15 protein-coding genes are annotated in these 22,295 nt (G+C 44.9%); 5 read left to right on the top strand and 10 right to left on the bottom strand.

Features of this window, described 5'->3' with window-relative positions; translation table 11 throughout:
- Positions 1 to 86: 86 nt before the first annotated feature.
- Positions 87 to 983: a LysR family transcriptional regulator gene (locus tag ASL11_RS22150; RefSeq protein ID WP_056619772.1), complete on the bottom strand. Its 897-nt coding sequence runs from the start codon at positions 981 to 983 to the stop codon at positions 87 to 89.
- 116 nt (positions 984 to 1,099) lie between these two features.
- Here ASL11_RS22150 and ASL11_RS22145 point away from each other — a divergent pair, with 116 nt between their 5' ends.
- From ASL11_RS22145 to ASL11_RS22125, 4 genes are all read left to right on the top strand, one after another.
- Positions 1,100 to 2,494: an MFS transporter gene (locus ASL11_RS22145; RefSeq protein ID WP_056619770.1), complete on the top strand. Its 1,395-nt coding sequence runs from the start codon at positions 1,100 to 1,102 to the stop codon at positions 2,492 to 2,494.
- Positions 2,495 to 2,634: 140 nt separating this feature from the next.
- Positions 2,635 to 4,152 carry a spore germination protein gene (locus ASL11_RS22140; protein ID WP_056619768.1) on the top strand — a complete coding sequence of 506 codons (1,518 nt, stop codon included), beginning with the start codon at positions 2,635 to 2,637 and terminating at the stop codon, positions 4,150 to 4,152.
- On the top strand, positions 4,139 to 5,305 hold the full coding sequence (locus ASL11_RS22135; protein ID WP_056619766.1) for a Ger(x)C family spore germination protein: 1,167 nt from the start codon (positions 4,139 to 4,141) through the stop codon (positions 5,303 to 5,305). The genes ASL11_RS22140 and ASL11_RS22135 overlap by 14 nt, the downstream gene beginning before the upstream one ends.
- Before the next feature lie 231 nt (positions 5,306 to 5,536).
- Complete coding sequence (locus ASL11_RS22125) at positions 5,537 to 6,622, top strand: GerAB/ArcD/ProY family transporter (protein WP_056619762.1); 1,086 nt, start codon at positions 5,537 to 5,539, stop codon at positions 6,620 to 6,622.
- Between the two features lie 142 nt (positions 6,623 to 6,764).
- Here the strand turns inward: ASL11_RS22125 and ASL11_RS22120 are convergent, their stop codons facing one another.
- Positions 6,765 to 9,680 carry a family 78 glycoside hydrolase catalytic domain gene (locus ASL11_RS22120; protein ID WP_056619755.1) on the bottom strand — a complete coding sequence of 972 codons (2,916 nt, stop codon included), beginning with the start codon at positions 9,678 to 9,680 and terminating at the stop codon, positions 6,765 to 6,767.
- Between the two features lie 130 nt (positions 9,681 to 9,810).
- Here ASL11_RS22120 and ASL11_RS22115 point away from each other — a divergent pair, with 130 nt between their 5' ends.
- Positions 9,811 to 10,683 carry an AraC family transcriptional regulator gene (locus ASL11_RS22115; RefSeq protein ID WP_056619752.1) on the top strand — a complete coding sequence of 291 codons (873 nt, stop codon included), beginning with the start codon at positions 9,811 to 9,813 and terminating at the stop codon, positions 10,681 to 10,683.
- 118 nt (positions 10,684 to 10,801) lie between these two features.
- Here the strand turns inward: ASL11_RS22115 and ASL11_RS22110 are convergent, their stop codons facing one another.
- From ASL11_RS22110 to ASL11_RS22070, 8 genes are all read right to left on the bottom strand, one after another.
- The gene (locus ASL11_RS22110; protein WP_056619749.1) at positions 10,802 to 11,971 is read right to left on the bottom strand and encodes a Gfo/Idh/MocA family protein; all 1,170 of its coding nucleotides are present in this window, start codon (positions 11,969 to 11,971) and stop codon (positions 10,802 to 10,804) included.
- 42 nt (positions 11,972 to 12,013) lie between these two features.
- The gene (locus ASL11_RS22105) at positions 12,014 to 13,105 is read right to left on the bottom strand and encodes a Gfo/Idh/MocA family protein (RefSeq protein ID WP_056619746.1); all 1,092 of its coding nucleotides are present in this window, start codon (positions 13,103 to 13,105) and stop codon (positions 12,014 to 12,016) included.
- A gap of 76 nt (positions 13,106 to 13,181) precedes the next feature.
- Positions 13,182 to 14,210 carry a LacI family DNA-binding transcriptional regulator gene (locus ASL11_RS22100; RefSeq protein WP_056619743.1) on the bottom strand — a complete coding sequence of 343 codons (1,029 nt, stop codon included), beginning with the start codon at positions 14,208 to 14,210 and terminating at the stop codon, positions 13,182 to 13,184.
- Positions 14,211 to 14,613: 403 nt separating this feature from the next.
- Positions 14,614 to 15,699, bottom strand: a complete 1,086-nt coding sequence (locus ASL11_RS22095) for a Gfo/Idh/MocA family protein (RefSeq protein ID WP_082595682.1) — start codon at positions 15,697 to 15,699, stop codon at positions 14,614 to 14,616.
- A gap of 585 nt (positions 15,700 to 16,284) precedes the next feature.
- Positions 16,285 to 18,525 carry a glycosyl hydrolase family 95 catalytic domain-containing protein gene (locus ASL11_RS22085; protein WP_056619738.1) on the bottom strand — a complete coding sequence of 747 codons (2,241 nt, stop codon included), beginning with the start codon at positions 18,523 to 18,525 and terminating at the stop codon, positions 16,285 to 16,287.
- Between the two features lie 15 nt (positions 18,526 to 18,540).
- Positions 18,541 to 19,419, bottom strand: coding sequence for a carbohydrate ABC transporter permease (locus ASL11_RS22080; RefSeq protein WP_056620249.1), 879 nt, complete (start codon positions 19,417 to 19,419; stop codon positions 18,541 to 18,543).
- Positions 19,420 to 19,435: 16 nt separating this feature from the next.
- Positions 19,436 to 20,401: an ABC transporter permease gene (locus ASL11_RS22075; protein ID WP_442953078.1), complete on the bottom strand. Its 966-nt coding sequence runs from the start codon at positions 20,399 to 20,401 to the stop codon at positions 19,436 to 19,438.
- An 86-nt stretch (positions 20,402 to 20,487) separates the two neighbouring features.
- Complete coding sequence (locus ASL11_RS22070; RefSeq protein ID WP_056619735.1) at positions 20,488 to 22,122, bottom strand: extracellular solute-binding protein; 1,635 nt, start codon at positions 22,120 to 22,122, stop codon at positions 20,488 to 20,490.
- Positions 22,123 to 22,295 lie beyond the last annotated feature (173 nt).

The raw sequence follows: 22,295 nt of genomic DNA, 5'->3' as shown, positions 1-22,295 counted from the left end.
AAAGAGCCTTTTCTCTTAAATCCTCTTAAAAATAGTTCATTTTATATCATTGCCTGTAGGCTGAGGGTAGACCCGCAATAGAATGCTTACGTGAAGGCGAAGCCATCTATAGAAATTGCCTGAAAATAGGCGACTACGACTTCACGAAACTCCTGTGCAGCCCGGGAAATGTATCGACTTTTGTGCCATAATAAAGCAATTTCCCGCACCAATTCATGATCTTCGATGTGTAGATAGGCGATCTGTTCCCGTGAGTTTCTTGCAGAACTTGGTAAGAAGGCAATACCGATCTCAGCTTCCACAAGCGCGCTTAATCTGGCAGGTTCATTTCCCTCATACACATACTTGGGTTCAAATCCAACCGAATTACATATGGAGTCAACTAAATCGCGGGTACCATAGCCTTTCTTTACACCAACAAATGATTCATTTCTAAGCTCGCTTAAGGAAACGCGGGTTCTGCCTGCCAATCGGTGCCCCAAAGGAACAGCTAATAGGATTGGGTCCATGCACACGATTTGACATTCGATGTCATCCCCTTGAACTGGCGGTGAGGACAAGCAAAAATCAACCTCCCCACGATGAAGCAGCGTCACCATTTCCTGCGTGGACAGCATTTGTACATGAAATTGGAGATGGGGCCGTTTTTTCCTGAACGCTCGCAGGATATTGGGTAAGGTACTTGCGGCAGTAACCGCCAATTCGAGGGCGCCATGTTCCGGACTGGATAAATCGCTTAACTCCTGCTTCCCCTGTTCCAATTCAAATAAAGCTCTTTCAGCACGCTGTAGGAATCTGGTTCCGAACTCATTCAATCGCAGTTTCCTTCCGATTCGGTCGAAGAGTGGAACACCTAGGTCCTCTTCCAAGCGTTGAATCGTTTTACTCAGGGACGATTGCGTAACATGTAAGCTCTGCGCGGCCTCCGTCATATGTTCCAATCGAGCCACCGTGATGAAATATTGCAATTGAAGTAGTTCCATTTTGTACCGCCGCCTCCGACTCATTCCTTCTAATCAATCAAATCATAACATAAAAGTCATTGGAATAAATGACGAAATTCAAGTACGATGACATCAGTAAACAGGGGGTGTCAGACATGAATAATCGCAGCAAATGGTTGTTGATTTCAGTTGGATTGGGGGTGCTGCTGAACCCGTTAAACTCTTCGATGATTGCTGTTGCAATGGCAAGGCTGCAAAATGTGTACCAACTTGCATTCACAGAGGTGTCCTGGATCATATTTGTATTCTACTTAGCGAGTGCTGTCGCGCAGCCTGTGATGGGAAAGGCAAGTGATTTATTCGGTCGCAAGAAGATATTTCTTGCTGGGCTGATTATCGCCTTCATTGCTTCCTTATTAGCCCCGCTATCGCCCTACTTCGGGTTGCTCCTCGTGTTTCGTATCATACAAGCGATAGGAACAAGCATGATGGTTGCGGTTGGCATGGCCATTGTGCGGATTCATATAACGGAGAAACAAGCGGCTGCTCTATCCGTCATGTCCATATTCCTATCCGGAGCTGCAGCACTTGGCCCTTTCATAGGCGGGATCCTGATTCACTGGTGGGACTGGCAGGCAATCTTCCTCGTCAATATTCCGTTCGTGGTGGCGAGCTTTCTACTCGCGTGGAGGTTCATCCCCAATGACCAACAGGCAACATCTCTTACTCACAAACTATCTTTTCGAAAATGGTTGGCATTGATCGATGCGTCTGGGATTCTGCTGTTCACAGTTGGGCTAGTTGGGCTGCTCGTTGGCGTACTATCAGCCAAATCAGTCGGACACATCTCCATGATGCATGTCATCGTCGGGCTGATTGGCCTCATTTCACTGGGGGCTTTCGTACGCCATGAGTTAAGAACGACAACTCCCTTTATACCTCTGCGCACATTCGCCAAATATCCGGTAATGACAAGGGTCAATATCGAATTCATGCTCGTTAACGTACTATTTTACTCACTTTTTTTCGGGCTTCCGTCCTACTTGCAGATGGTACGCCATGTCAGTGAATTCCACACTGGGCTTCTCATGTTAAGCCTAGGCTTATGTTCACTCATCGTATCTCCCTTAGCAGGCCGATGGATTGATAGTTCAGGACCAAGGCCAGCCTTGCTGCTATCCGCGATCCTGATGACACTTGGGTCCATATGGATTGTGACATGGCAACCAACTTCTCCGATGGTCAGTGTATGTTTAGCTTTAGCCGCGTTCGGAGTTAGCAATGGCTTGAACAATGTCGGGATGCAAGCCGCTTTGTTCCAAAGCTCACCGAAAGAAATGATCGGGGTAGCCTCCGGATTGTTCAATACATCCAGATATTTGGGCACCATTCTCTCTTCTTTATTGATCAGCATCGTAATGGGAGATACGTTCAGCGCGGGTGGTTTGCGATTACTCGGGATTATTCTCACAGTGATTGCTATGTGTCTACTATTCTTGAATCGGAGACGCTTGGCCTCCCCACCACGTGAAGCATCCTTGAATTCTTAAATCAGCCATCATGCTGCTCATTTTTACTTAACGCAAGGTATATTTTGGGTTCCGCAAGATGATAATTAATGAGAAACGGTTGCTTCTTATCTTATTCGTTTCATTCAAATAGTTCCTTAGGGTTTACGGAGGGCTTGTTTATGAAACTAAAGTTAGATAACATTAATTCTTCCATTAGCATTAATTTGCAAAAAATCCAACAAATTTTCTCAAACTGTGATTCTTTAGTTATACGTAATTTCTCAGGAGAAAAAGGAACTATACACGCTTGCATCATCTACTTAGATGTCCTTATCGATGAAAAAAGTTTGAATCAACATATCATTCGTAAAATTAACGAAGACATGCGTCTCATGTCGAAACTTACTTGTGAATCCATACTAGAAACGATTTACTCACTTGGTACTATTCATGCAATGACAGATATTGAAAATATCGTAAGTTTGATTACAGATGCTGGTTTTGTAGTATTAATTGAAGGCCATACTGAAGCTTATGGCATGTTACTTCCAGGATATGAGACTCGTCCTATCGAAGAACCGAAAATCGAGATCAATGTTCGTGGTCCAAGAGAGAGCTTTACTGAAGATCTACATAAAAATTTGAGTATGGTGTATAGGAAGCTTAAGACACCAGACCTAAAATCACAATTGTACGTTCTTGGACAGAAAAGCAACACAAAAGTCATGATTTTATATCTTGAAAACCTTGTCGATTTAGATATTCTTACCTCTCTACAACATAAACTTGAATCCATTCAATTGGATTTTTTAATTGCTAACACTCAAATTGAGGAGTTGATTCAGGGGAGTACGTTTTCCCCCTTTCCTCAGCTTGTCACAACTGAAAGACCAGATAGAGTGGCTACAGCTCTATCTAGGGGTAAAATAGGAATTATAACGGATGGTACACCCATTGCTTTACTTACACCATCCACTTTTTTTGAAATGCTGCACCCCAGTGAAGATCTTTATGAAAGGTTCTATTTCGCAAACTTTTTGCGGATCATTCGTTTGATCAGTCTGTTTCTATCCTTGTTTGGACCTTCCTTATATATCGCCTTGACGACCTTTCATCTCGAGATGATTCCCACCCCATTAATGATGACTTTTATTTCCTCAAAAGCAGGTATTCCATTCCCTACGTTTGTGGAAGCTCTCCTCATGGAAACATCCTTCGAGCTTCTGCGAGAAGCCAGTCTTCGTCTTCCCCGTGCTGTTGGACAATCAGTTAGCATTGTCGGTGCACTTATTATAGGAGAAGCTGCTGTACAGTCTGGTATTGTATCCCGTCCAATGGTGATTGTAGTTGCAATGACAGGAATTGCCTCTTTTGCTATTCCATCCTTTAGCACGGCTATCGCGTTACGTATGCTTCGTTTTCCTGTCATGCTTTTTACAGCTTATTGTGGTGTGTTTGGACTCTCGTTGTCCTTGTTCATACTTATCTTACATCTATGTTCTTTACAATCCTTTGGTGTCCCTTTTTTAGCGGTCACCAATAATGGCAGCAGCTTAAGAAGTAATATCATGAAGTATGTACTCCTTCCAGTCAGATACAGATCTAATATGAAAGGTAAAAACGAAATGACAGGTACTTCTCACAACAAGGAAGGACTACTTTTAGAGGATGTTGAGCAGAATTATGAAAAGGACTAACCTATATTTGATTTTGTGTTCTATCTCCTTATTCCTAGCGGGATGTACACAGGATAGGATAGAAATTAGCGATATAGCTTTAGTTACAGCAACGGGGATAGATTATGATCTCGATAAGAATAGGTATGTATTTACTGCGTATTGCTTGCTTCCATCATCAAAAAGTACCGATAAAACGAGTGGGCTTTCTGAGTGGGTTGCAAGTGCAACCGGCATCTCTATTTTGGATTCTGCCAAAAATTTACGAAGCCGCGCAGGCAAAACATTGACTTGGCAGCACAATAAATATATTCTCGTTGGCGAAAATGCAGCACGTCATTCTTTGTATGAAATACTGGATTTCATAACAAGAAATCGGCAAGTCCGGCTTACCAGTTATCTTTTTATTAATGATGGCAATGCGGCAGACGTATTAAACTTAAAATCGGAAACTGGAGATTTACTTTTCAACGATTTGCAGGGAAAAGTTCGAAATGAAAAAGAGTGGGGAAAAAGTATTAGTCAGATCATACAAGATGTTGCCAATTGGAGTATTAATCCATACAGAGGCTACGTTGTAGGTAGGTTGAGTACTTCGAAGCAAAGTAAATCTAGTGAGGTTCTATATTTTAACGGTGCAGCAGTAATAAACAAGGATAAAATGACGGATTGGTTGAAGGGATCCGATGTGCTAGTTGTTCACTTATTGGCAGAGAAAAAGAAATGGAACAGCCTAATTTTCAACGAAACTATTCCTTATAACTCTAATAAAGTGACTTTATTTTTTAAAGTTAAAAAGAAATTCATCCAAAGCAATTTCGTTGATGGTAAACCCAGCATCGATATTCATTTAGATTTAACTTCAACAATAGGAGAAATAGCTAAACCTCTACCGTTTGCTAATCCGGATACAATCGATCAATTAGAGCAAGAGGCTTCCAAAGTCATAGAAAAGTTGATCCAGAAAAGCTTGAATCACCTACAAAAAGAGTTGAAAGTAGACGTTCTAGGATTCTCTGAGCTATTTAAACAACATCATCCCTATGAATGGAATCGGATAAAAAATAACTGGAATGAGATTTACCCAACAATTCCGATCCAGACAAATGTTCATGTTGCCATTGAAAAAATAGGATTGATTCAAAATCTAGGAGAAAATGGATATGTTGAATAGTATCATCTGTGTACTGACTATAGGTTATGGCATCAAACAATTCCTAAATTCACGAAAGCAAACAAATAATCACGATGCGATAGCCATGCTTCTGCTGTCCGCAGTTATTGTAGGTTACTGTATTCCGATAGGACACTACACCCTGCCAACAGTGGAGTCACTCTACACCAAGTTGTATAAACCAGTCTCGGATTATATGTTAGAACAATTAAAAGTAAGTTAGGGGTCGTCATGAAGTCAGTTAAAATAACTTATGTCCAGTTTGGGTTTTTATTATTCAGCTATTTGTCTGGCTTCTCCACTCTGTTTTTGAACGAAGCTAAGTTCTTAAAACAAGATGTTTGGATTTCCTATACCATAGGGACTACCCTTGCTATTATTATGATGCAGTTGATGTGCTATATACAGAAGCAGTACCCTAACTTAAAAATGGTTGAGATTTTTGATAACCTAGTAGGAAGCAAGCTAGCAAAATTATTAATTTGTATTTATCTGCTCTACATTCTTGAAATTCAGACGGCAGCCTGTCGGGCTTTATCGTTCTTTTATACGACAGTTGTTCTTCCAAATTTACCATCTAACCAAATCGTGCTATTTATTATCTTATGTACGACATATGCCACATTTCTAGGTCTTGGTACGATAGTTCGGTCCACACAAGTGATTATGCCCTTCTTTTTAGTGGGCATTGCAATCATTTGTTTATTTATTATAAGAGAATTGGAAACCAATCCTTTCCTGCCTCAGTTTCAACATAGTATTTTCGAACTTGTCTACGGTGGGTGGCTTTCCTTCTATTTTCCGTTTGGAAAATCTATCGTTTTTGGTTTTATCCTCTATCGTGTGAAGAATTTGGATAAGATATTCACAATTAGCTTAAGTGCCTTAGTTCTCTCATTTCTCTATTTATTACTAGCGACTTATTTAACATTAGGTTCGCTTGGACTAGATTTGGCAGGAACAATTATGTTCCCCTTTTTCTCGTCTATTCAAATGGTTAAATTCGGAGAATATCTGGAAAGAATTGAGATCGTCATCATCGGTATTTGGACCATATTTACCTTATTCGAAATTGTCGTTCTCCAACATATTTTTATCAAGTTGCTCGCTCATACACTACAATTAAAAAATACGCGAAATTTTATTCTCCCAGTTGGGCTTTTATTTTTTGCGATGACACAAAAAAGCTTTATCCGTATGAGCGACCTTTATCTTTATAACACTACAATTGCACTGGTTTCTTCCCTACTTCCGACTGCGATTATTCCCATCCTATTAGTTTTTTTAACCTTGATGAGAAAACGCAAGCGAATATAGCGTATCCCGCGGTTTAAATTCGACGATATTCTTGGCATGGTTCTGCCAACGGATCCTAACGGGACTATATTCTTGTCACCCAACAGAACTACACAAAAGGTTTGCCCACTATGTCCCTAAACATAACAGGCAAACCTTTTCCCTATTCAAGAAGCTGCAGTTTCAATTCTTTCACATTGCCTGTATAGCCTTCTGGCATCCGAACTTGAACAGACACACTTGCCGGATAACTAACGGTAAGTTCCATCGTTTTACTAGCTTCGTTCACCGTCCAGGACACATCGATTCGTCCCCCTGCTGGATGTGGAACGCTCCCCTTCGCCCATGTCAATCCACTCGGTGCTGGCGCAACTTCGATCTCTGACCATCCGGGTGCAAGACTTCTCACACCTAGCACTTCCCTGCCCAAGAAATATGCGGGAGCCGAAGACCAGGCATGACAATGACTACGGGTAAGCATATTCGGATTCGCACGATTTTCAAGGAAATTCGGATACTGTTCCCAACATGTTGTCGCTCCATTGCGAATCATCATCCCATAGTTATGGCGAATATCCGCTAGCACGAGATCAACTTCCCCCAATTTCGCAAGCGCTTCGTAATAGAAGAACGACATAAATGGACTACCAATTTGCACAAAATGAGACGGCGGAGACACGAGGTAACTGTCGATCTTCTGTTTTCGGTCACCGAACGCTACGCCAGTTAAGGAGGCAACTACCTGTGTCTGCATACTCACAACTTGCGAACGTCTTCCATCCGCATGGATGCAATCGATATACGCCAATGCATCCTCATTCCACAAATGGTTGTTGATGGCTGTTTCCAGTCGCAGTGCCGCATCTTCGAATAAAGCAACTCCCTGATCATCGCCTGAAATGCGTGCCATTCGTGCGCCAACTCTTAACGTATGCGCTAGAAACATATTTTGGTGCGTGACAATGCCGTCATTCGGCTGATCAATCGGTGACCAGTCGAGTAGATTCCAGCCTTTAATCGCAAAGAGGCCTTGATCATTAATGTTCGTTAAATAATGCTCGAGTGTAAATCGGATATGTCCATACATCTCCGAAGCAAATGATTCATCTGCCGTCTGATCGTAATATTCTGCACAAGCAATCGCCCAGAAGAACGTCCAATTGGGAATCACACTGCTCCACCCGCTAGGCACTTGGTCTGCGAACAACGGGGTTTGGTGCTTAGAACCGGGTACAAGGCTTAAGCAGCGTTTAACAATATCTTGCACACCATATAAATAGTTACTTACTAAAGCTTCATTCCGACTGTCTCCAACCCAGAATACCTGCTCAAAAGCAGGACAATCTACGAAAGTATCCTCCATACACACCTTCGTTGTGTGGCGGGATATTTCCCAAATATCATTCAAGAGTTCGTCCGAACACGTGAATTGCCCGACTTCTGCAACGGGATAATTACTCTGAATCATCGTGACGTTGTAGAGTTTAATCGACTGCTTAGCTCCTCGTACCGTCATGGACACATATCGAAAACCTCGCCGAATCGGAGTTTCATAGCGCTGGCGGCCCGCTTTGCATACATAACGAAGCGTATGGTCAAGTCCAAACATGTCCTGTCTGTACTCACCAGCCATATACTCGAAGCCATACCAATCTAGGATATCTCCCTCATTGGCTTCCACCTCGAAGGCCAAATAACCGGAATATTCTTTCCCTAAATCAAATAACACTTCCGTATCGTATCCTTCGAAAACAGGTACGCTAGCTGCTTCCGCGTTTGGAATAATCGCATTTTGCAGCTGGGGAGGAACTGCGTAGCGAATGTTTTCTTTTCTCCAAACACTTAGCGCAAATACATCTACCTCAGACACGTACTTAGGATTTACAGGTTGAATCCAATCCTTGTACACGCTTAAATCTTCCACAGTTCTCACGTTATCGTGCAGTTCTAGGTAGCTCGGATGTTCCGACTCCAAGGCGCGAACACGTTGGTGATCAATTAACTCAACGGCATCGAAAGGTCCTATTCTGAGCCAAGCAGATTCCGCATGTTCTCGGTAGTTTGCTGGCGCCTGGAAGGAGACTACTTGATCTTTCTCCGCGTATAAGCCAATCTGTAGCTTGCCTGTATGAATATGACTAGACACATCAATCAGGAGCAGATTATCTCCTGCCTGAAGATCAACGTCCACATATCGTTCTGGCGCCGAACCATAGATGCGATTACTCTCAATCCACTCCCCGTTTAGCGATAGGGCTTTGAAACATTCTCCGCTTTGAAGGAAACCAATCGTCACCTTGCCGGCTTTGCTGGACACAAGGGATGTCGCTGTGTAACCAAGGAAATGAATGCGATTCGCATGAACTTCGCTTCCGTCTATCCAACCGTTCCGGATATCTAGTGTCGCTGTCACCTGAAACGTTTTGATCTTCGCGAGAGATTCGACTCGAACTGGCGTAATGATTTCTTCCGTCAAAAGAGGAATATCACGCGGTTTTACCACCGTCCACGGTTCCATGCCAACAGGCCCAAGCACGACCGATTGCATCCAGTTTATAGGGTCATACTCCCTCTGCATCCATGACGAATCCCAGCGACTTGCATCTATATATTCGGCAAAAGCATGCTGACAAGATGCTCTCGAAGCACGTGGATGATGTCCCACATGCCCAGATGTTAGCCAGGTTGCATCTGTCGCTGCGAGCACATTTCCCTCAGAATCGTTCAATTCCGCCAGTAAGCCCCCGCGCCCCCTTACATAGTAGAAGGTGGAAACACCGAAATGCATAACGAGAACAGCTACAGTGTTCATTTCGCCTGGTTTTAGTAAATGACCGATTTCATACGTATCGTAGGCTAATTCAAAAGGCCAAGAGCGAACCGGCCCTCTCCCCACCTGGGTGCCATTGACCGTGAGAACATATCTTGAATCCGCTGTAATTCTCAGCGAAGCTGTAGGATTACTTAGCCCCTCGCTGTGCGGAACTTCGAACGTTTTGCGAAAACATCTCCATTCATTCCGCGGACTTTCTTCTCCATCTCCCCAAATCCACTGGGCTTGCCAATTCGTCATTGTCATCGCGTTAGCGTCCTCCTTACGTTCCTATCTCTCTTTAATTATAAAAAAAGGGAGGAGCAATGTTATTGGTTGATTACGACATATACTAGGTATATGATGACATTATCCTAATCGAAGTAAGGGAGTTCCTATGCGCAGACCTGATATGCACGTTGAGAAAGGCGAAGAGTTTTTTGAGAATGGATTTGCTATATTCGTCAATAAAGTTTATGAACATTTCGATCTTCCTGAACATTTGCATGATTTCTATGAAATCAGCTATGTATGGGAGGGGAGCGGGTTTCACTATATTGGAGATCAGACGATCCGCGTCAGTAAAGGTGATTTATTTTTCATTCCTATTGGCATCTCCCATATTTTCCGCCCCTCATCTCCCCATCCGAATAAGCCACTGCGGATAGGCAACTGCATCTTCGATGCATCGCTATTTCATTTCCTTACCTCCATTCTGCCAGACCAGTACTACATGTACAGGTTCAATGATCTGGTTGCGCATGGCGGTCAATGGCTGCAAATGAGAGAACAATCGGGAGAGTTCGAACAAGCGATGTCATCTCTATTAAGTGAATTCCAACAGAAGCGGACTGGCTACGAAACCATGATGTGCGGACTTCTCCTCCAGCTGCTCATCGTCATGGAGCGCGCCATAGAACACAAAGAAGCTTCATCCTCTCCCAATCAAGACAGATTGGAAACTGTCCTACGGTCGATTCGAAGCCGATTAGCTGACAAGATTACCTTAGCTAGTTTAGCTAAAGAGGTGGGAATTGGTACAAGACAATTACAACGCATTATTACCGAACATACAGGTACGTCCCTTTCGGAGCTGATCTCTCATGAGCGAATCAACCAAAGCTGCCGACTATTGGCTGATCCTTCCCACCGCGTCCTATCCATTGCAGATATCGCCGCAGCCGTTGGGATTCAGGATCCGAAAAGATTCTATCGACTATTTAAAGAGAAAACAGGTGTAACACCGGCTATGTATCGCAGGAGGAATTGAATGTGATAAACTCGCATCTGATTCATACATCTAGCAATCTTTGGCGGACAAGAGTTGGGAATAGGCTCAGCTTGGAGCCGAGGTGCGGCTTGGGCGTTATATGTTACATCCTCTTATGTCATCCCCCAGTCTGCTTTACTTTCACCCATTGCCCCTTCGCATAACTATCCAATATGGCTTCAGTAATCAACATAGAGCAGTGCCCATCCTCAAAGGTCGCAAAGTTAGGCTGCTCTGTTAACGGATCTTTCCCTTCCCTAAGGAAAGAATAGAAGTGTAACATCATATGTTTGACCGAGTCTGGCCAGCCTTCGTTATGCCCCCCAGGATGATGGATGGTTGAACGTGCTTCTTGTAAAAAGAGGGCTGGGTCAGCTAATAGCACTTCATTAGCTTGGTCTCGATGGCCGATCCACAACTTTTCAGCTTCTTCTTGGTTCCAACATGCAGACTTTTTGCTGCCGTTTAGTTCAAAGCTAAGCTTATTCTTCCTTCCCGCACTCACTTGTGAAACGGAAAAGACTCCTTTGGCGCCATCATCAAAGCGAAGTAAAACAGATGCATAGTCTTCCGTTACAATGGCGGCATCCTCATAGTCAACCGCGGTGCCCCCTTGAGAAGCATATGTCGTTACTTGGTGAATAGGTTTTTTCCTGATCGGAATGACCGTTGCCAAATCGGCAAATACTTCAACCACTTTTTTACCTGTGACATATTGAATGGTATCGCACCAGTGAGAGCCAATATCTGCAACAGCTCTAGATGCACCACCAATTTCCGGAGCAAGTCGCCAATTATAGTCCGTTTCATAGAGTAACCAGTCCTGCAGATAACTGCCATGAATAAGATGAATTGGCCCCAGATCATCCCGTTGAATCATAGAGGCAAGCTGCCGTAGAATTGGGAATTGTCTATAGTTGAAATTGACGCCATGTACAATACCCTTGGATTTCGCTAGAGCCACTAGCTCCGCAGACTCTACACTTGAGATCGCCAGGGGCTTCTCTGACAAAATATGCTTGCCAGCTAAGATAGCCTCCTTATTAATTTGAAAATGAAGATAATTAGGTGTGCAGTTGTGTACAACCTCGATGTCCGGATCCTGTAGCAGTTCTCGATAATCTCCGTAAGCTTTGGGAATGCCTAACCGCTGAGCTTTCTTCTCGGCTGAAGCGAGATTAGATTCCGCGATAGCCACAACTTCTACGAATCCCAGCCTTCTTATCGCTTCGATATGAGCAGGTCCGATAAATCCTGTTCCAATAATGCCTACAGTAATTTTACGCATAAGTTCCTCCTTTCAGCAGATAACACTTCAAAATTTAAACGTTTAGATTTCATTGCGCGATAGCGCATCCAGGATCATTTTGAAAATAACAAGATCTTGCTTATAATCCTCTGGGGTCGTCTTCGGTGTTAAATCCTGCGTGATCACGTCGTACAGGTATTGCAGCTCTAAGGTGTACGAGTCTGTCCAAGTAGGACGAATCACAGATTCAGTATAGGCTTCGCCGACCGTTTCATGCACATGGAGCTTCGTAGGAAGATGGCGAATATAGGGTGTATCGTATTGAACACGGACAGATTTATGCGTCGCATATACTTCCAAATGAGCATCGAAGCGTCCCTGACCGTCTGTACCCGTTTCGAATGTAACTGCAAATTGATCGTAATCGAAGATCGCCGTCAAAAATAAACTGCCATTGTTCGTTACTTTAGCACCAACGATCCCTTTGGGCATACCAAGCGCTTCGCGCATAGCGGAAAGATCATGACTAGATAAGCCGCAAAGTAGGCGATATAACTGACCATTTGGTGATTCCGCGTTCCCCCCCGTCGCTTCCTTCACTAATTTCTCACTTCTATGACGCTTATCCGCCTTCAACGTTTCCGGAATATCATCAAAGGAAACGACATGACTCGTTGGCTTAACGAATAAGCGGTTGGGTCCAATGATATCCCTTACTCTCGCATATTGGATATTCTCAAAGCCGCCAATTTGCTTTACCGCTTCCACGAAGGATGCCGCGTATCTGCGCATATAGCCAACCATGATTTTCACCCCATTGCGTTGTTGGGCTTCAATGATGGCGTCAGCTTCGCTCTCCGTTAAACACATCGGCTTCTCGATCAACACATGCTTCTTATGATTCGCAGCTGCAATCGCACATTCTGCATGGTATTCATCACTATTCAACACGAAAACGATATCCAGATCCGGTTGCTTGACTAGCTCCGCAGCGTCTGTGTATAGATTTTCTACGTTATATTTGTCACCTAAATGGGCTACTAGCTTTGGCGAAATATCGCATAAAGCTGCAATACGGAACTGCATAGGAAGCGTTTCTAGTACAGGTAAATGAATCACTTGCGCGACTTCTCCAAGACCGATAATGCCGACGTTTAACGTTTTCACTGTCATACGTATATCTCTCCTTGAAATTGGGATTTTCGACGATATAATCTAAACGTTTAGATTTCGTGAAAAAGCGATACAGTTAGTTCTTGTATCCGCCTTTTGGGAAGATGGAGCTTTCGCGCACGACCACTGTCATCGGGAATGTAATTTTTCGTGCGATGGATTGCCCATCGGGTTGTTCAATTTGTTCAATGAGTGCCGCAACCACTGAGCCTGCCATCTCACCAATAGGTTGCTTAACTGTCGTTATGGCTGGACTATAGAGCGCAGCCATAGCAATATCATCAAACCCTGCGACAGCCACGTCATGAGGAACGCGAAGTCCCGACTCCTGCAACGCTTTGATCGCACCAATGGCAATCAGATCATTCGCGCCAAATAATGCCGTGAATTCACACTTGTCTGCAACCAGTTGCTTCATTGTTTGATAGCCGTACTGACTGAAATTGTGTACTTCCTCGGATTTCCCGTTTCTAACAAGTGCTTCATCGACTGGTATTTCTGCGATAGCTAACGCATTCCGATAGCCCAACTCGCGTCCAATACCGGTTGACATCGATCCGATGTAGGCAATTTTCGTGTGACCTTGTTGAATGAGATGTTCCACGACTTCTCTGGAGCTGTTCAAATTATCTCCCCACACAGAAGTGACATCTTTATGGATCGGTGCAATCGAAACGAGTGGGATCCTACGATCCATAAACATCTGAATGTAGTGGTCATCAGGATCACTCACGATTCGCCCACCTAGAATAACCCCATCCACGTTTCTTTCAAGCAGCGAGTTGATCGTAAGCTCAGCCGACTTCATCCCTGCCGTGCAAATCATCAGCGTATAACCCCTAAGAATAAGTTCTTCTTGAATTTGTTCAGCAAGCTCCGCCCAGTACTCGTTCGTAAGAAGCGGTACGATTAAGCCAACCGTCTTTGTTTTCTTTTTGATCATCGTTCGAGCAGCTTGGTCTGGGACATAATTCAATTTCTGAATAGCTAGCAGAACGCGTTCTTTTGTATTCTTCTTCACCTTATCGATCCCATTGACGACAAAAGAAACCGTGGCAGTAGATACCTTCGCCTCTCTGGCTACATCCTTGATGGTAGCTTTCATTCACTCACACCTCAACAAATTCTAAACGTTTAGATTATGGTCGCACATTCTTCCTTTGAAGTCAATGATGAGTTTAAAACACACACAAACAAATGCACACTGGGATAGTATTGAATGTCTCAGAAGTCAAAGATGCAAAAGTACACTTATTTTCGGGGAAAATGGCTCAAAGTAGATGAATGCGTGCAAATAGGCAACCTTTTGGACCGAAAAGTGCCAATGGGGTGCGTGTCGGCGGAAATCGTTGCCCTTTCGCAAGCATTTCAGATTGAGAGGCAATTTCGATGAGAAAGGTTGTACTTTTGCACTTTTGCATGCTTCACAGCTGTATACACGACATCAGCAAGGTTCCGATACCTTTTTTCGCTTCGCGATGACCGTCATTTGTCAAATGATCCTCCCTCTATTGCGGTTTATAGGTGATCAGCATTTGATCGACCATCATTTTGAATATCGTCAAATCCTGCTTATAGTCTTCCGGTGTCGTCTTCAGGCTCTTATCCTGCGTGATGGATTCATGGAAAATTTCCATTTCAATGGTGTAGGGATCTTTAAACGTCGGCCGATGGACACGCTCCTCGTAAGCTTCTCCTACCGTTTCACCTACATGTAAGGTCGTTGGCAAATGCCGGATATAGGGTGTGTTGTACTGTATTTTCAACTGTTTCGTGGATCCGAACACCTCGATATGGGCATCGAAACGTCGGTTTTGATCCAGGCCCGTTTCATACGTCGCGTAGAAGCCATCGTATTCAAAGGTAGCTGCCATACACGAACCCCCTTGCCATTGCACAGCGGAAACGACGCGATTCGGGACACCAATAAGCTCGCGCATTGCTGAAATATCATGTGAACCTAAGCCAAGCAGCAACGAATAGGCATTATAGATCTCCTGCGGAACTTCACCAATCGCTTGCTTCATCAATCGTTGATGGATGGTTTTGCGTTCGATAGCCGCTTCAGACGGAATGTCTGTAAAGCGATGCACAGTGCTTGTTTGATTCGTAAAAAAATGATTCATCCCAATAATGCCACGAATTACCGCATATTGAATGCGCCCCATATCTCTGACATCCTGGGCAGCCTGTGTAAATGCCGGTGCATACCGGCGCATATAGCCAACCATAACCTTCACACCATATTCATCTCGTGCTTCTATGATCGCGTCTGCCTCTTGCTGGGTCATCGTCATCGGTTTTTCAATAAACACATGTTTCTTCTGCTTGATTGCAGCAATCGCACATGTCGTATGATACTCGTTGCTATTTAGGATAAAAACAGCGTCAAGATCAGACTGCTTAACAAGCTCCAATGCATCTGTGTACTGCTGGTGGACACCATATCGAGAACCTGCCCACTGCACTAAACGGGGAGATATATCACAGATCGCAACTATTTCATAACATTCGCTTAGTGATTCTAGGATCGGCAAATGAATTATTTGAGCAACCTCACCAAGCCCAATGACCCCAACTTTGAGTTTCTTCATATCAATAACCTACCTCCGATTAACTTCGTAAATTGAACGCTACTTCCACTACAACAAGTAATCGATAGTGGAAGAGCGGCATCTACCTGAACAGTACGATAGTTGAGCGTCGGTGTATATTTCAATTTGCGTCGTTTACTTCGAATCGATGCGCAATCCTATTACAAGAACACTGCAAAATAAGCCGAAATCTTCAAAATCAGTTTGGATAGCCTCCAGGGAGCTCACAGGCCAGTTATTCGTTTGCACGTTGCTCACAGCATCCGCTCTAACAGTTACATCGGCCAATAGAAGATGATACGTATACTCTGCTGAAGCGGTTAATCGGACACTGCGTTCCTTAACGTCATACACCAGTTCAGCGAGATGATTCACAGAGTCTAAATGAAGCTTGAAGTACACCTCATTTTAATTAAAGTAACACACCATCACACTCTGCTATTTGACACGAGATAAGTCTTCCCCCTTGGCATGCCTGATACAATAAAATGTGTCTACATAAATAAAGCCGTCCTAAAGTAGAAGAATCTACTTATGGGACAGCCTCATTTTCATTCCATTATCGTGCCAGAACTATTTACCTCTTTATTTGTCTGAGTGAAACCCGTATAACCGCCAAGGCTTGTGTCCGCCGAAGTAGCGCACAACCTCGTCCCTTCCTCCGACCGGACGTACATGGAAATCAGGAACCTCTTCACCTGGGTAGAGAAAAGCCTCTTCACCCTTCTTCAACTCCAGTGATAGTTCATCGTGGATAACCGTTTCACCAGACACTCGCTCCGTGCCGTCCACGCCGATGATGTTCCATCGAATCCGTCCATGCCAGCCCGTCTTGATCAGACATGCTTCTCCAGCCAAGCTCTTCACTCTGATCCACTGTGTGGAACTATCCTTGCGGACAGCGCTGACCAAGAAGGCGCCTTCTCCTCGCAAGTCATGGAAGGCCAGCTCTGTCCACGCTTCTGGCACAGCTGGAAATACCCGCAGCTTAGCGCCCCAGCTCTGAAGCAGCATATCCTGGATCGATTCCGCACCGGCCAGCGGCGTTTCGATCACCGGTCCCGCTTCCTTGTACATCGTATTCGGCTTGATGATGAGCAGCAGCGATTGCAGAAGCCGCATCGCCTCATCTCCCCATCCAAGGACTGCAGCAATCGATGCCGCTCCGGTCATACTGAAGCCACGCAGGTCGCCTTCTTTCGCCAGCCAATGACGCAGAGAAGTTGCGATTAAAGCCCGCTCTTCCTCTGTTTCTCCGCTGATCAGATGCAGCGGGAAAATCGCCAGCAAATGACTAAAGTGACGATGCCCGTAAGCAAGTGGCATTTCGCGTCCCACCATAAAGCCAGTCTCATCGACAGGCAGCGGAACCAAACGCGTAAGAATGTCTTCCCATTTCGGATTAAGCGGATCGCTAATGCTCAACCTCTTGCATATCGCAAGCAAGGTCTCACAGCCCCAGCGCAGCAAGGAAAGATCATAATGGCAGTCCGGCACCGTCGTCCGCATGAACGAGCCGTACTCGGGAGATATCGTCGGAGGCAGATGCAAGCAACCGTCCTCTCCCTCCTCCAGCAGATGGATATAATAATTCACACTCCGCTTGAGAATCGGAAATAACACTTCCTCCAACATGCCATCATCCATGGTATATCGGTAGTGCCGCCACACGTTATGACAAATCCACGTTAAATTGCCAATCTCATCCTCTACATTCGTCTGCAAGTCGAAGCTGCAGCTTCGCCCTAAACCAGCCGAATCGTGCTGGAAAGGTCCAGGCACATTGCGAATCAGCTGATGCCTATTCGCATGCAACGAATGAACAAGAGATTCTCCCATCTCCAAACGATTAGCCGTATACACCGGTGAATAACTCATCTGTACATTCATATTGAACCAGACACCTGGCCAAGGCGTCGATGTAAGCCAAGGACCTTGATTATCAATCAAGGGTTTGTCTACGCGCGTAGCTGAAGCCAACTTATACATTTGTATCCAGTAAAAGCTTTCCAATCGTCCGTCCGGCAACGAAACGAAGCTTTGCTGGTAATAGCGGTGCCACCAATCCCTATGTGCTTGCACCCATTCTTCGAAATTCGCTGCTGAAGCCTGCGCCACCGCCTCTACAGCTTCAGCTTTTGTCGCTTCACTATGCCCCTGTGCAATGGACAGCCAGCAGATGCGCCGATTCGGTGAAACCTGCACGTCCTTCCAAGCGGTTACGCAGCCATCTTCGCCCGAATACCGCTGAGTACACACGCGGATGCCATCCTCATCTTCCGTATAGGCTACTTCCGTCTGCGGCACATATTGATTTAAATTCACGCCGTCTGCGTTCTTCAGAACAGGATCGACTTCTGGAAAGGGATACCAGGCAAACCGAGCACCACTTTCTCCTTCTGTCGTCTCGATCTCTATGGCGATCACCGGATCAAGACTGTGAACGAGTGAGCGCAGCTTGACCTCTCCGCTTGTTGTCGTCAGCGTAGCCTTCAATTCAGCGTTCCACAAGCTAATGCGCATCTGTGTGGGATGATAGATCTTCCCTTCCAATTCCAGATCCAGCTCACCAAGCTGAACGCGGGGCGGGAATCCCGGTTTGTCCATGCGGATTGCCGTCACATCCGAACGACCGGTCACCATGCGAAGCACATTTCGCTTACTCGCATGCTCCTCACCATAAACCATCGTGCCGAGCAAACCATTACCGAGAAAAGCTCCTTCGTCCCAGCTAACAGGCTTAACTACCCATTCCATATCGTTATTGGCCATGTAGGCTTCCCAATCAACCTCTAGTTTAACCGCTGAGCTGTTTACTTCTTTCACGCAAAGATCCCTCCTCTATCCTTTGACGGCTCCGATCAGAGCACCTTTCACAAAGTATTTCTGTAAAAATGGATATACGAACAAAATCGGAACCGTCGCAACGATGATCGTCGCATACTTCAAGGTTGCGGCAAGCATGGCGGCATCGTCATCGGAAGCGCCTGAATTGGCATTGGTTTCCCCTTGCAGCAAAATCCCCCGCAGCACTAGCTGCAATGGATAAAGCGAACGCTCCTGTAAGAAAATCATCGCATTAAACCAGGAATTCCAATGGCCCACGCCGTAATACAGCAGCATGACCGCGATAACGGGCATCGAGAGCGGGAGCACAATCCGAAAGAGAATGACGAAATCGTTCGCTCCATCTATTTTGGCCGATTCCTCAAGTGCATCTGGGATCGCTTCGAATGCCGTCTTCATTAGAATCAGATTAAACGTATTGATGGCAGTCGGAATAATAAGCGACCATAAGGAATCGATTAATCCCACACCTTTGACCGTCAAGTAAAGGGGGATCAACCCACCGCTAAAGAACATGGTAAAAATGATAAACAACATGAGCGGCTTGCGGTACTTCAAGCTCTTTCGCGAGAGAGCGTAAGCCCCGAACGCAGTGAGCGTAATGTTCAGCACCAAGCCAGCTAGTACGACAAACAGCGTATTGCCGTAGCCTCTTACAATCATCGGATTGCGGAATACATTCGTATAAGCATCAAGCGAGAAACCGAGGGGTCGCCATAACATGCCCTTATAGCCCATCAAGCTTCCTGCATCACTAATCGAAGCAAACAGCACATAAATAAGTGGATATACGGTAAGCAGCATCATTAGGATCAGCAGCACAACATTGATCGTATCGAAGCATTTTTCTGCAAAGCTCGTCTTGTTCAGCATCATCATGCACTCTCCTTTACCACAAGCTTGTATCGTTAAATTTGCGGCTCAGCCAGTTGGAGGAAATGAGCAGGGCAAAGTTGATGACCGAGTTAAACAAGCCCACCGCTGAACTGTAGCTATAATTGAAATCCTGCAGGCCAACGCGGTACACATAGGAAGAAATGACGTCTGCCGTCTCATACGTGCCCGGATTGTATAGCAAAATAATTTTCTCAAACCCGACATTCATCATCTTGCCAATGTCGAGAATAAGCAAAATAATGATGATGGGCATAATCCCTGGCAGCGTGACGTTTGTCATTTGTTTCCAGCGACCAGCGCCATCGATTCTGGCTGCCTCGTACTGCTCTTGATCGATCCCGGTTAAAGCCGCCAAAAAAATAATCGTTCCCCAACCGATATTTTGCCAGATCCCTGAAGAAACATAAACGGTGCGGAACAGACTCGGTTCAAGCAAGAAAGTCGAGCGTTCTCCCCCGAAGAAGGCAATGATATCGTTGATGACACCATCGCTGGTTGTAAAATCTTTCAAAATCCCGCAAATGACAATCAAGGAAATAAAATGCGGCATATAAGTCACGGTCTGTACCATTCTTTTAAACAAAGCATGCTTTAATTCATTCAGCAGAAGAGCCAAAATAATAGGCGCCGGGAACCCGAACAACAACTGGTAGAAGCTGATCAGAACCGTATTCTTAATCGTTCGCCAGAAGTAGGCTCCGTTAAAAAAATTAACAAAATGCTCGAACCCGACCCAATCACTCCCCCAAATACCGATCCTTGGAGAGTAATCCTTGAAAGCGATCAAGGCGCCATACATGGGTGCATAATGAAAGACAACATAATACAGCAGAACCGGCAGCAACATCACATAAAGCAGTTTGTTTTTACGTATATCCAGCAATAGCCCGAAACGGAATACTTTCCGTTTCCCTTCAACGGCTGTAACCGGCTTCGTTTTGGAAATCATGGTGTTCATCGCATCACCTTCTCCTGCCACGGCCCTATTCTTGCGGAAGGTTAGAACAGTCCTTTCATCCTCCCGCAAGAATTGCCGTAAACTAATTATCGCTTATTGTATCGATCCAGCGCTTGTTGATAAATTTGGGTCACCTTGTCGATACCCATTTCATTAACCCGTTTGACATAGTCATCGAATTTGCTGATCGGCTCTTTGCCCATGACAAATTTAACGAACATTTCTTCTTTATAGCTCGTAATCGCTGTACTCAATTTTGCCAACTCTTTGCTTTCTTCTGTTGTCGGCGTCAAGAAAGGAGGCATCACATGCTTAGCAGCGTCCGTTTGCTCCCAAATCTTGACAGCGTCATCTTGCTCTTTGTACGTATTGAAGCTCTTCCGGCTGTCACCCAAGAATGGACCGTTCGGTTTCGTATATTGGGAAACCATTTGCTGCAGGCTGAATTTCGGATCTTTGGTAATTTTATCAGTAAACGTTGGCACGCCATTGTTCATCGTATAGCTTTCGCCTTCAATACCGAAGTTGAAGAGCAATGCGCCCTTCTCGCCAAACGCATAATCCATCCATTTGACAGCCAGCTCCGCATGTTTGGAATCCCCTGCAACTGCTTTACTTACAGCTGGGTTGTATTTAAAGTCACGTTGACCGATGAAAGCACGTTCGCCTTTGTTCAACGTCGGGTATGGAGCAGCTACTAGCTGGTAGTTCGGGTTCGTCTTCTTGCCCGTATCCATCCATTTACCCACGGCACTGAGTAAGCCAACTGTCGCACCGGAAGCGTTGCTCAGTAATTTCGTATCCTGCGATTTGGAATCCGTATTCAATGCAAAATCTTTATCCAACAATCCTTCCGCATACCATTTGTTCAGCAGAGTGAGCGCATCTTTGAATTGAGGATCGATCGGCCCGTATTTCACCTTACCTTGATCATCAACGTAGAAACGGTTGGCTGTTTTATAAGCGCCAATGAAAGCATCCTGGATATTCAATTCATTGCTGTATTGAGCGGTCAAAGCTGCGGATGCTCCTTTTTTCTCCTTAAACGCTTTCAATACGGTGTACCATTCATCAATTGTTGTAGGCACTTTGAGGTTCATCTCATCCAGCCAGTCTTTGCGAAGCATCGGTCCGCGGAAAACCAGGCCATTGTCCGGACGAATCATTGGAAAAGCGTAGTAGGTGCCGTTGTCCGTTTTAATCATTTTGTCCAGCTCTTTATCCTGTTGCAACAGCTTCTTCAAATTAGGCGCATTCTTATCGATCAAGTCGTTAAGAGGAAGGATGACCTTGTCGGCAATCGCCTTCTCCGGTCCACCTGGATACGCCGCCGTTCCGCCGCCGCCCCAATTATATTCAATCACATCCGGTAGATTATTCGAAGCGATCAGCAAGTTGAATTGTTCCTTCGATTGACCGTCAGCAGGATGCGTATACTTGACCTTAACGCCGGTTTCGCTCTCCAATCGCTTGCCAAACGGGGAATCGCCAAGGTTCGGAAATAACGTTGTCAAGTTCGGGTTAATTTGCTCCCAAGATGTTAGTGTTTCTTGCGTAACAATTGGATATTTGCCTGCTGCGGCAGTTGGTGCTGTCGTTGTAGTAGCTCCCGTTTCACTTGGAGACTTCGTTGCCTCTTTGGAACATGCGGCGAACATACTGGAAGCGACCACAACGCTTAGTGCCAGGCTAATGGATTTTCTTTTTGAACGACTGCTCATGTGGAATCCCCCTCATATTGTCTAGTGCGATTGATTTCGTTGCAGCACTGTACCTTCAGTATGGCTCTTAAAGCACCATTTTGAATATCGTCAAAACTGCAAATCCCTATTTAAAATCCATAGAAAGCAATCATCAGAATCCAAAATCACTGTGCAAAAAATGAAAAGTCGCG

It is taken from the genome of Paenibacillus sp. Soil750 (assembly GCF_001428045.1).
Classification (GTDB): domain Bacteria; phylum Bacillota; class Bacilli; order Paenibacillales; family NBRC-103111; genus Paenibacillus_E; species Paenibacillus_E allorhizoplanae.
This window is presented reverse-complemented; position numbering and strand designations above follow the sequence as displayed.

What these genes read in the sequence shown, in the direction of transcription:
- ASL11_RS22150 (WP_056619772.1), bottom strand. Translation starts at nt 983, where the DNA reads ATGGAACTACTTCAATTGCAATATTTCATCACGGTGGCTCGATTGGAA.
- ASL11_RS22145 (WP_056619770.1), top strand. Translation starts at nt 1,100, where the DNA reads ATGAATAATCGCAGCAAATGGTTGTTGATTTCAGTTGGATTGGGGGTG.
- ASL11_RS22140 (WP_056619768.1), top strand. Translation starts at nt 2,635, where the DNA reads ATGAAACTAAAGTTAGATAACATTAATTCTTCCATTAGCATTAATTTG.
- ASL11_RS22135 (WP_056619766.1), top strand. Translation starts at nt 4,139, where the DNA reads ATGAAAAGGACTAACCTATATTTGATTTTGTGTTCTATCTCCTTATTC.
- ASL11_RS22125 (WP_056619762.1), top strand. Translation starts at nt 5,537, where the DNA reads ATGAAGTCAGTTAAAATAACTTATGTCCAGTTTGGGTTTTTATTATTC.
- ASL11_RS22120 (WP_056619755.1), bottom strand. Translation starts at nt 9,680, where the DNA reads ATGACAATGACGAATTGGCAAGCCCAGTGGATTTGGGGAGATGGAGAA.
- ASL11_RS22115 (WP_056619752.1), top strand. Translation starts at nt 9,811, where the DNA reads ATGCGCAGACCTGATATGCACGTTGAGAAAGGCGAAGAGTTTTTTGAG.
- ASL11_RS22110 (WP_056619749.1), bottom strand. Translation starts at nt 11,971, where the DNA reads ATGCGTAAAATTACTGTAGGCATTATTGGAACAGGATTTATCGGACCT.
- ASL11_RS22105 (WP_056619746.1), bottom strand. Translation starts at nt 13,105, where the DNA reads ATGACAGTGAAAACGTTAAACGTCGGCATTATCGGTCTTGGAGAAGTC.
- ASL11_RS22100 (WP_056619743.1), bottom strand. Translation starts at nt 14,210, where the DNA reads ATGAAAGCTACCATCAAGGATGTAGCCAGAGAGGCGAAGGTATCTACT.
- ASL11_RS22095 (WP_082595682.1), bottom strand. Translation starts at nt 15,699, where the DNA reads ATGAAGAAACTCAAAGTTGGGGTCATTGGGCTTGGTGAGGTTGCTCAA.
- ASL11_RS22080 (WP_056620249.1), bottom strand. Translation starts at nt 19,419, where the DNA reads ATGCTGAACAAGACGAGCTTTGCAGAAAAATGCTTCGATACGATCAAT.
- ASL11_RS22075 (WP_442953078.1), bottom strand. Translation starts at nt 20,401, where the DNA reads ATGAACACCATGATTTCCAAAACGAAGCCGGTTACAGCCGTTGAAGGG.
- ASL11_RS22070 (WP_056619735.1), bottom strand. Translation starts at nt 22,122, where the DNA reads ATGAGCAGTCGTTCAAAAAGAAAATCCATTAGCCTGGCACTAAGCGTT.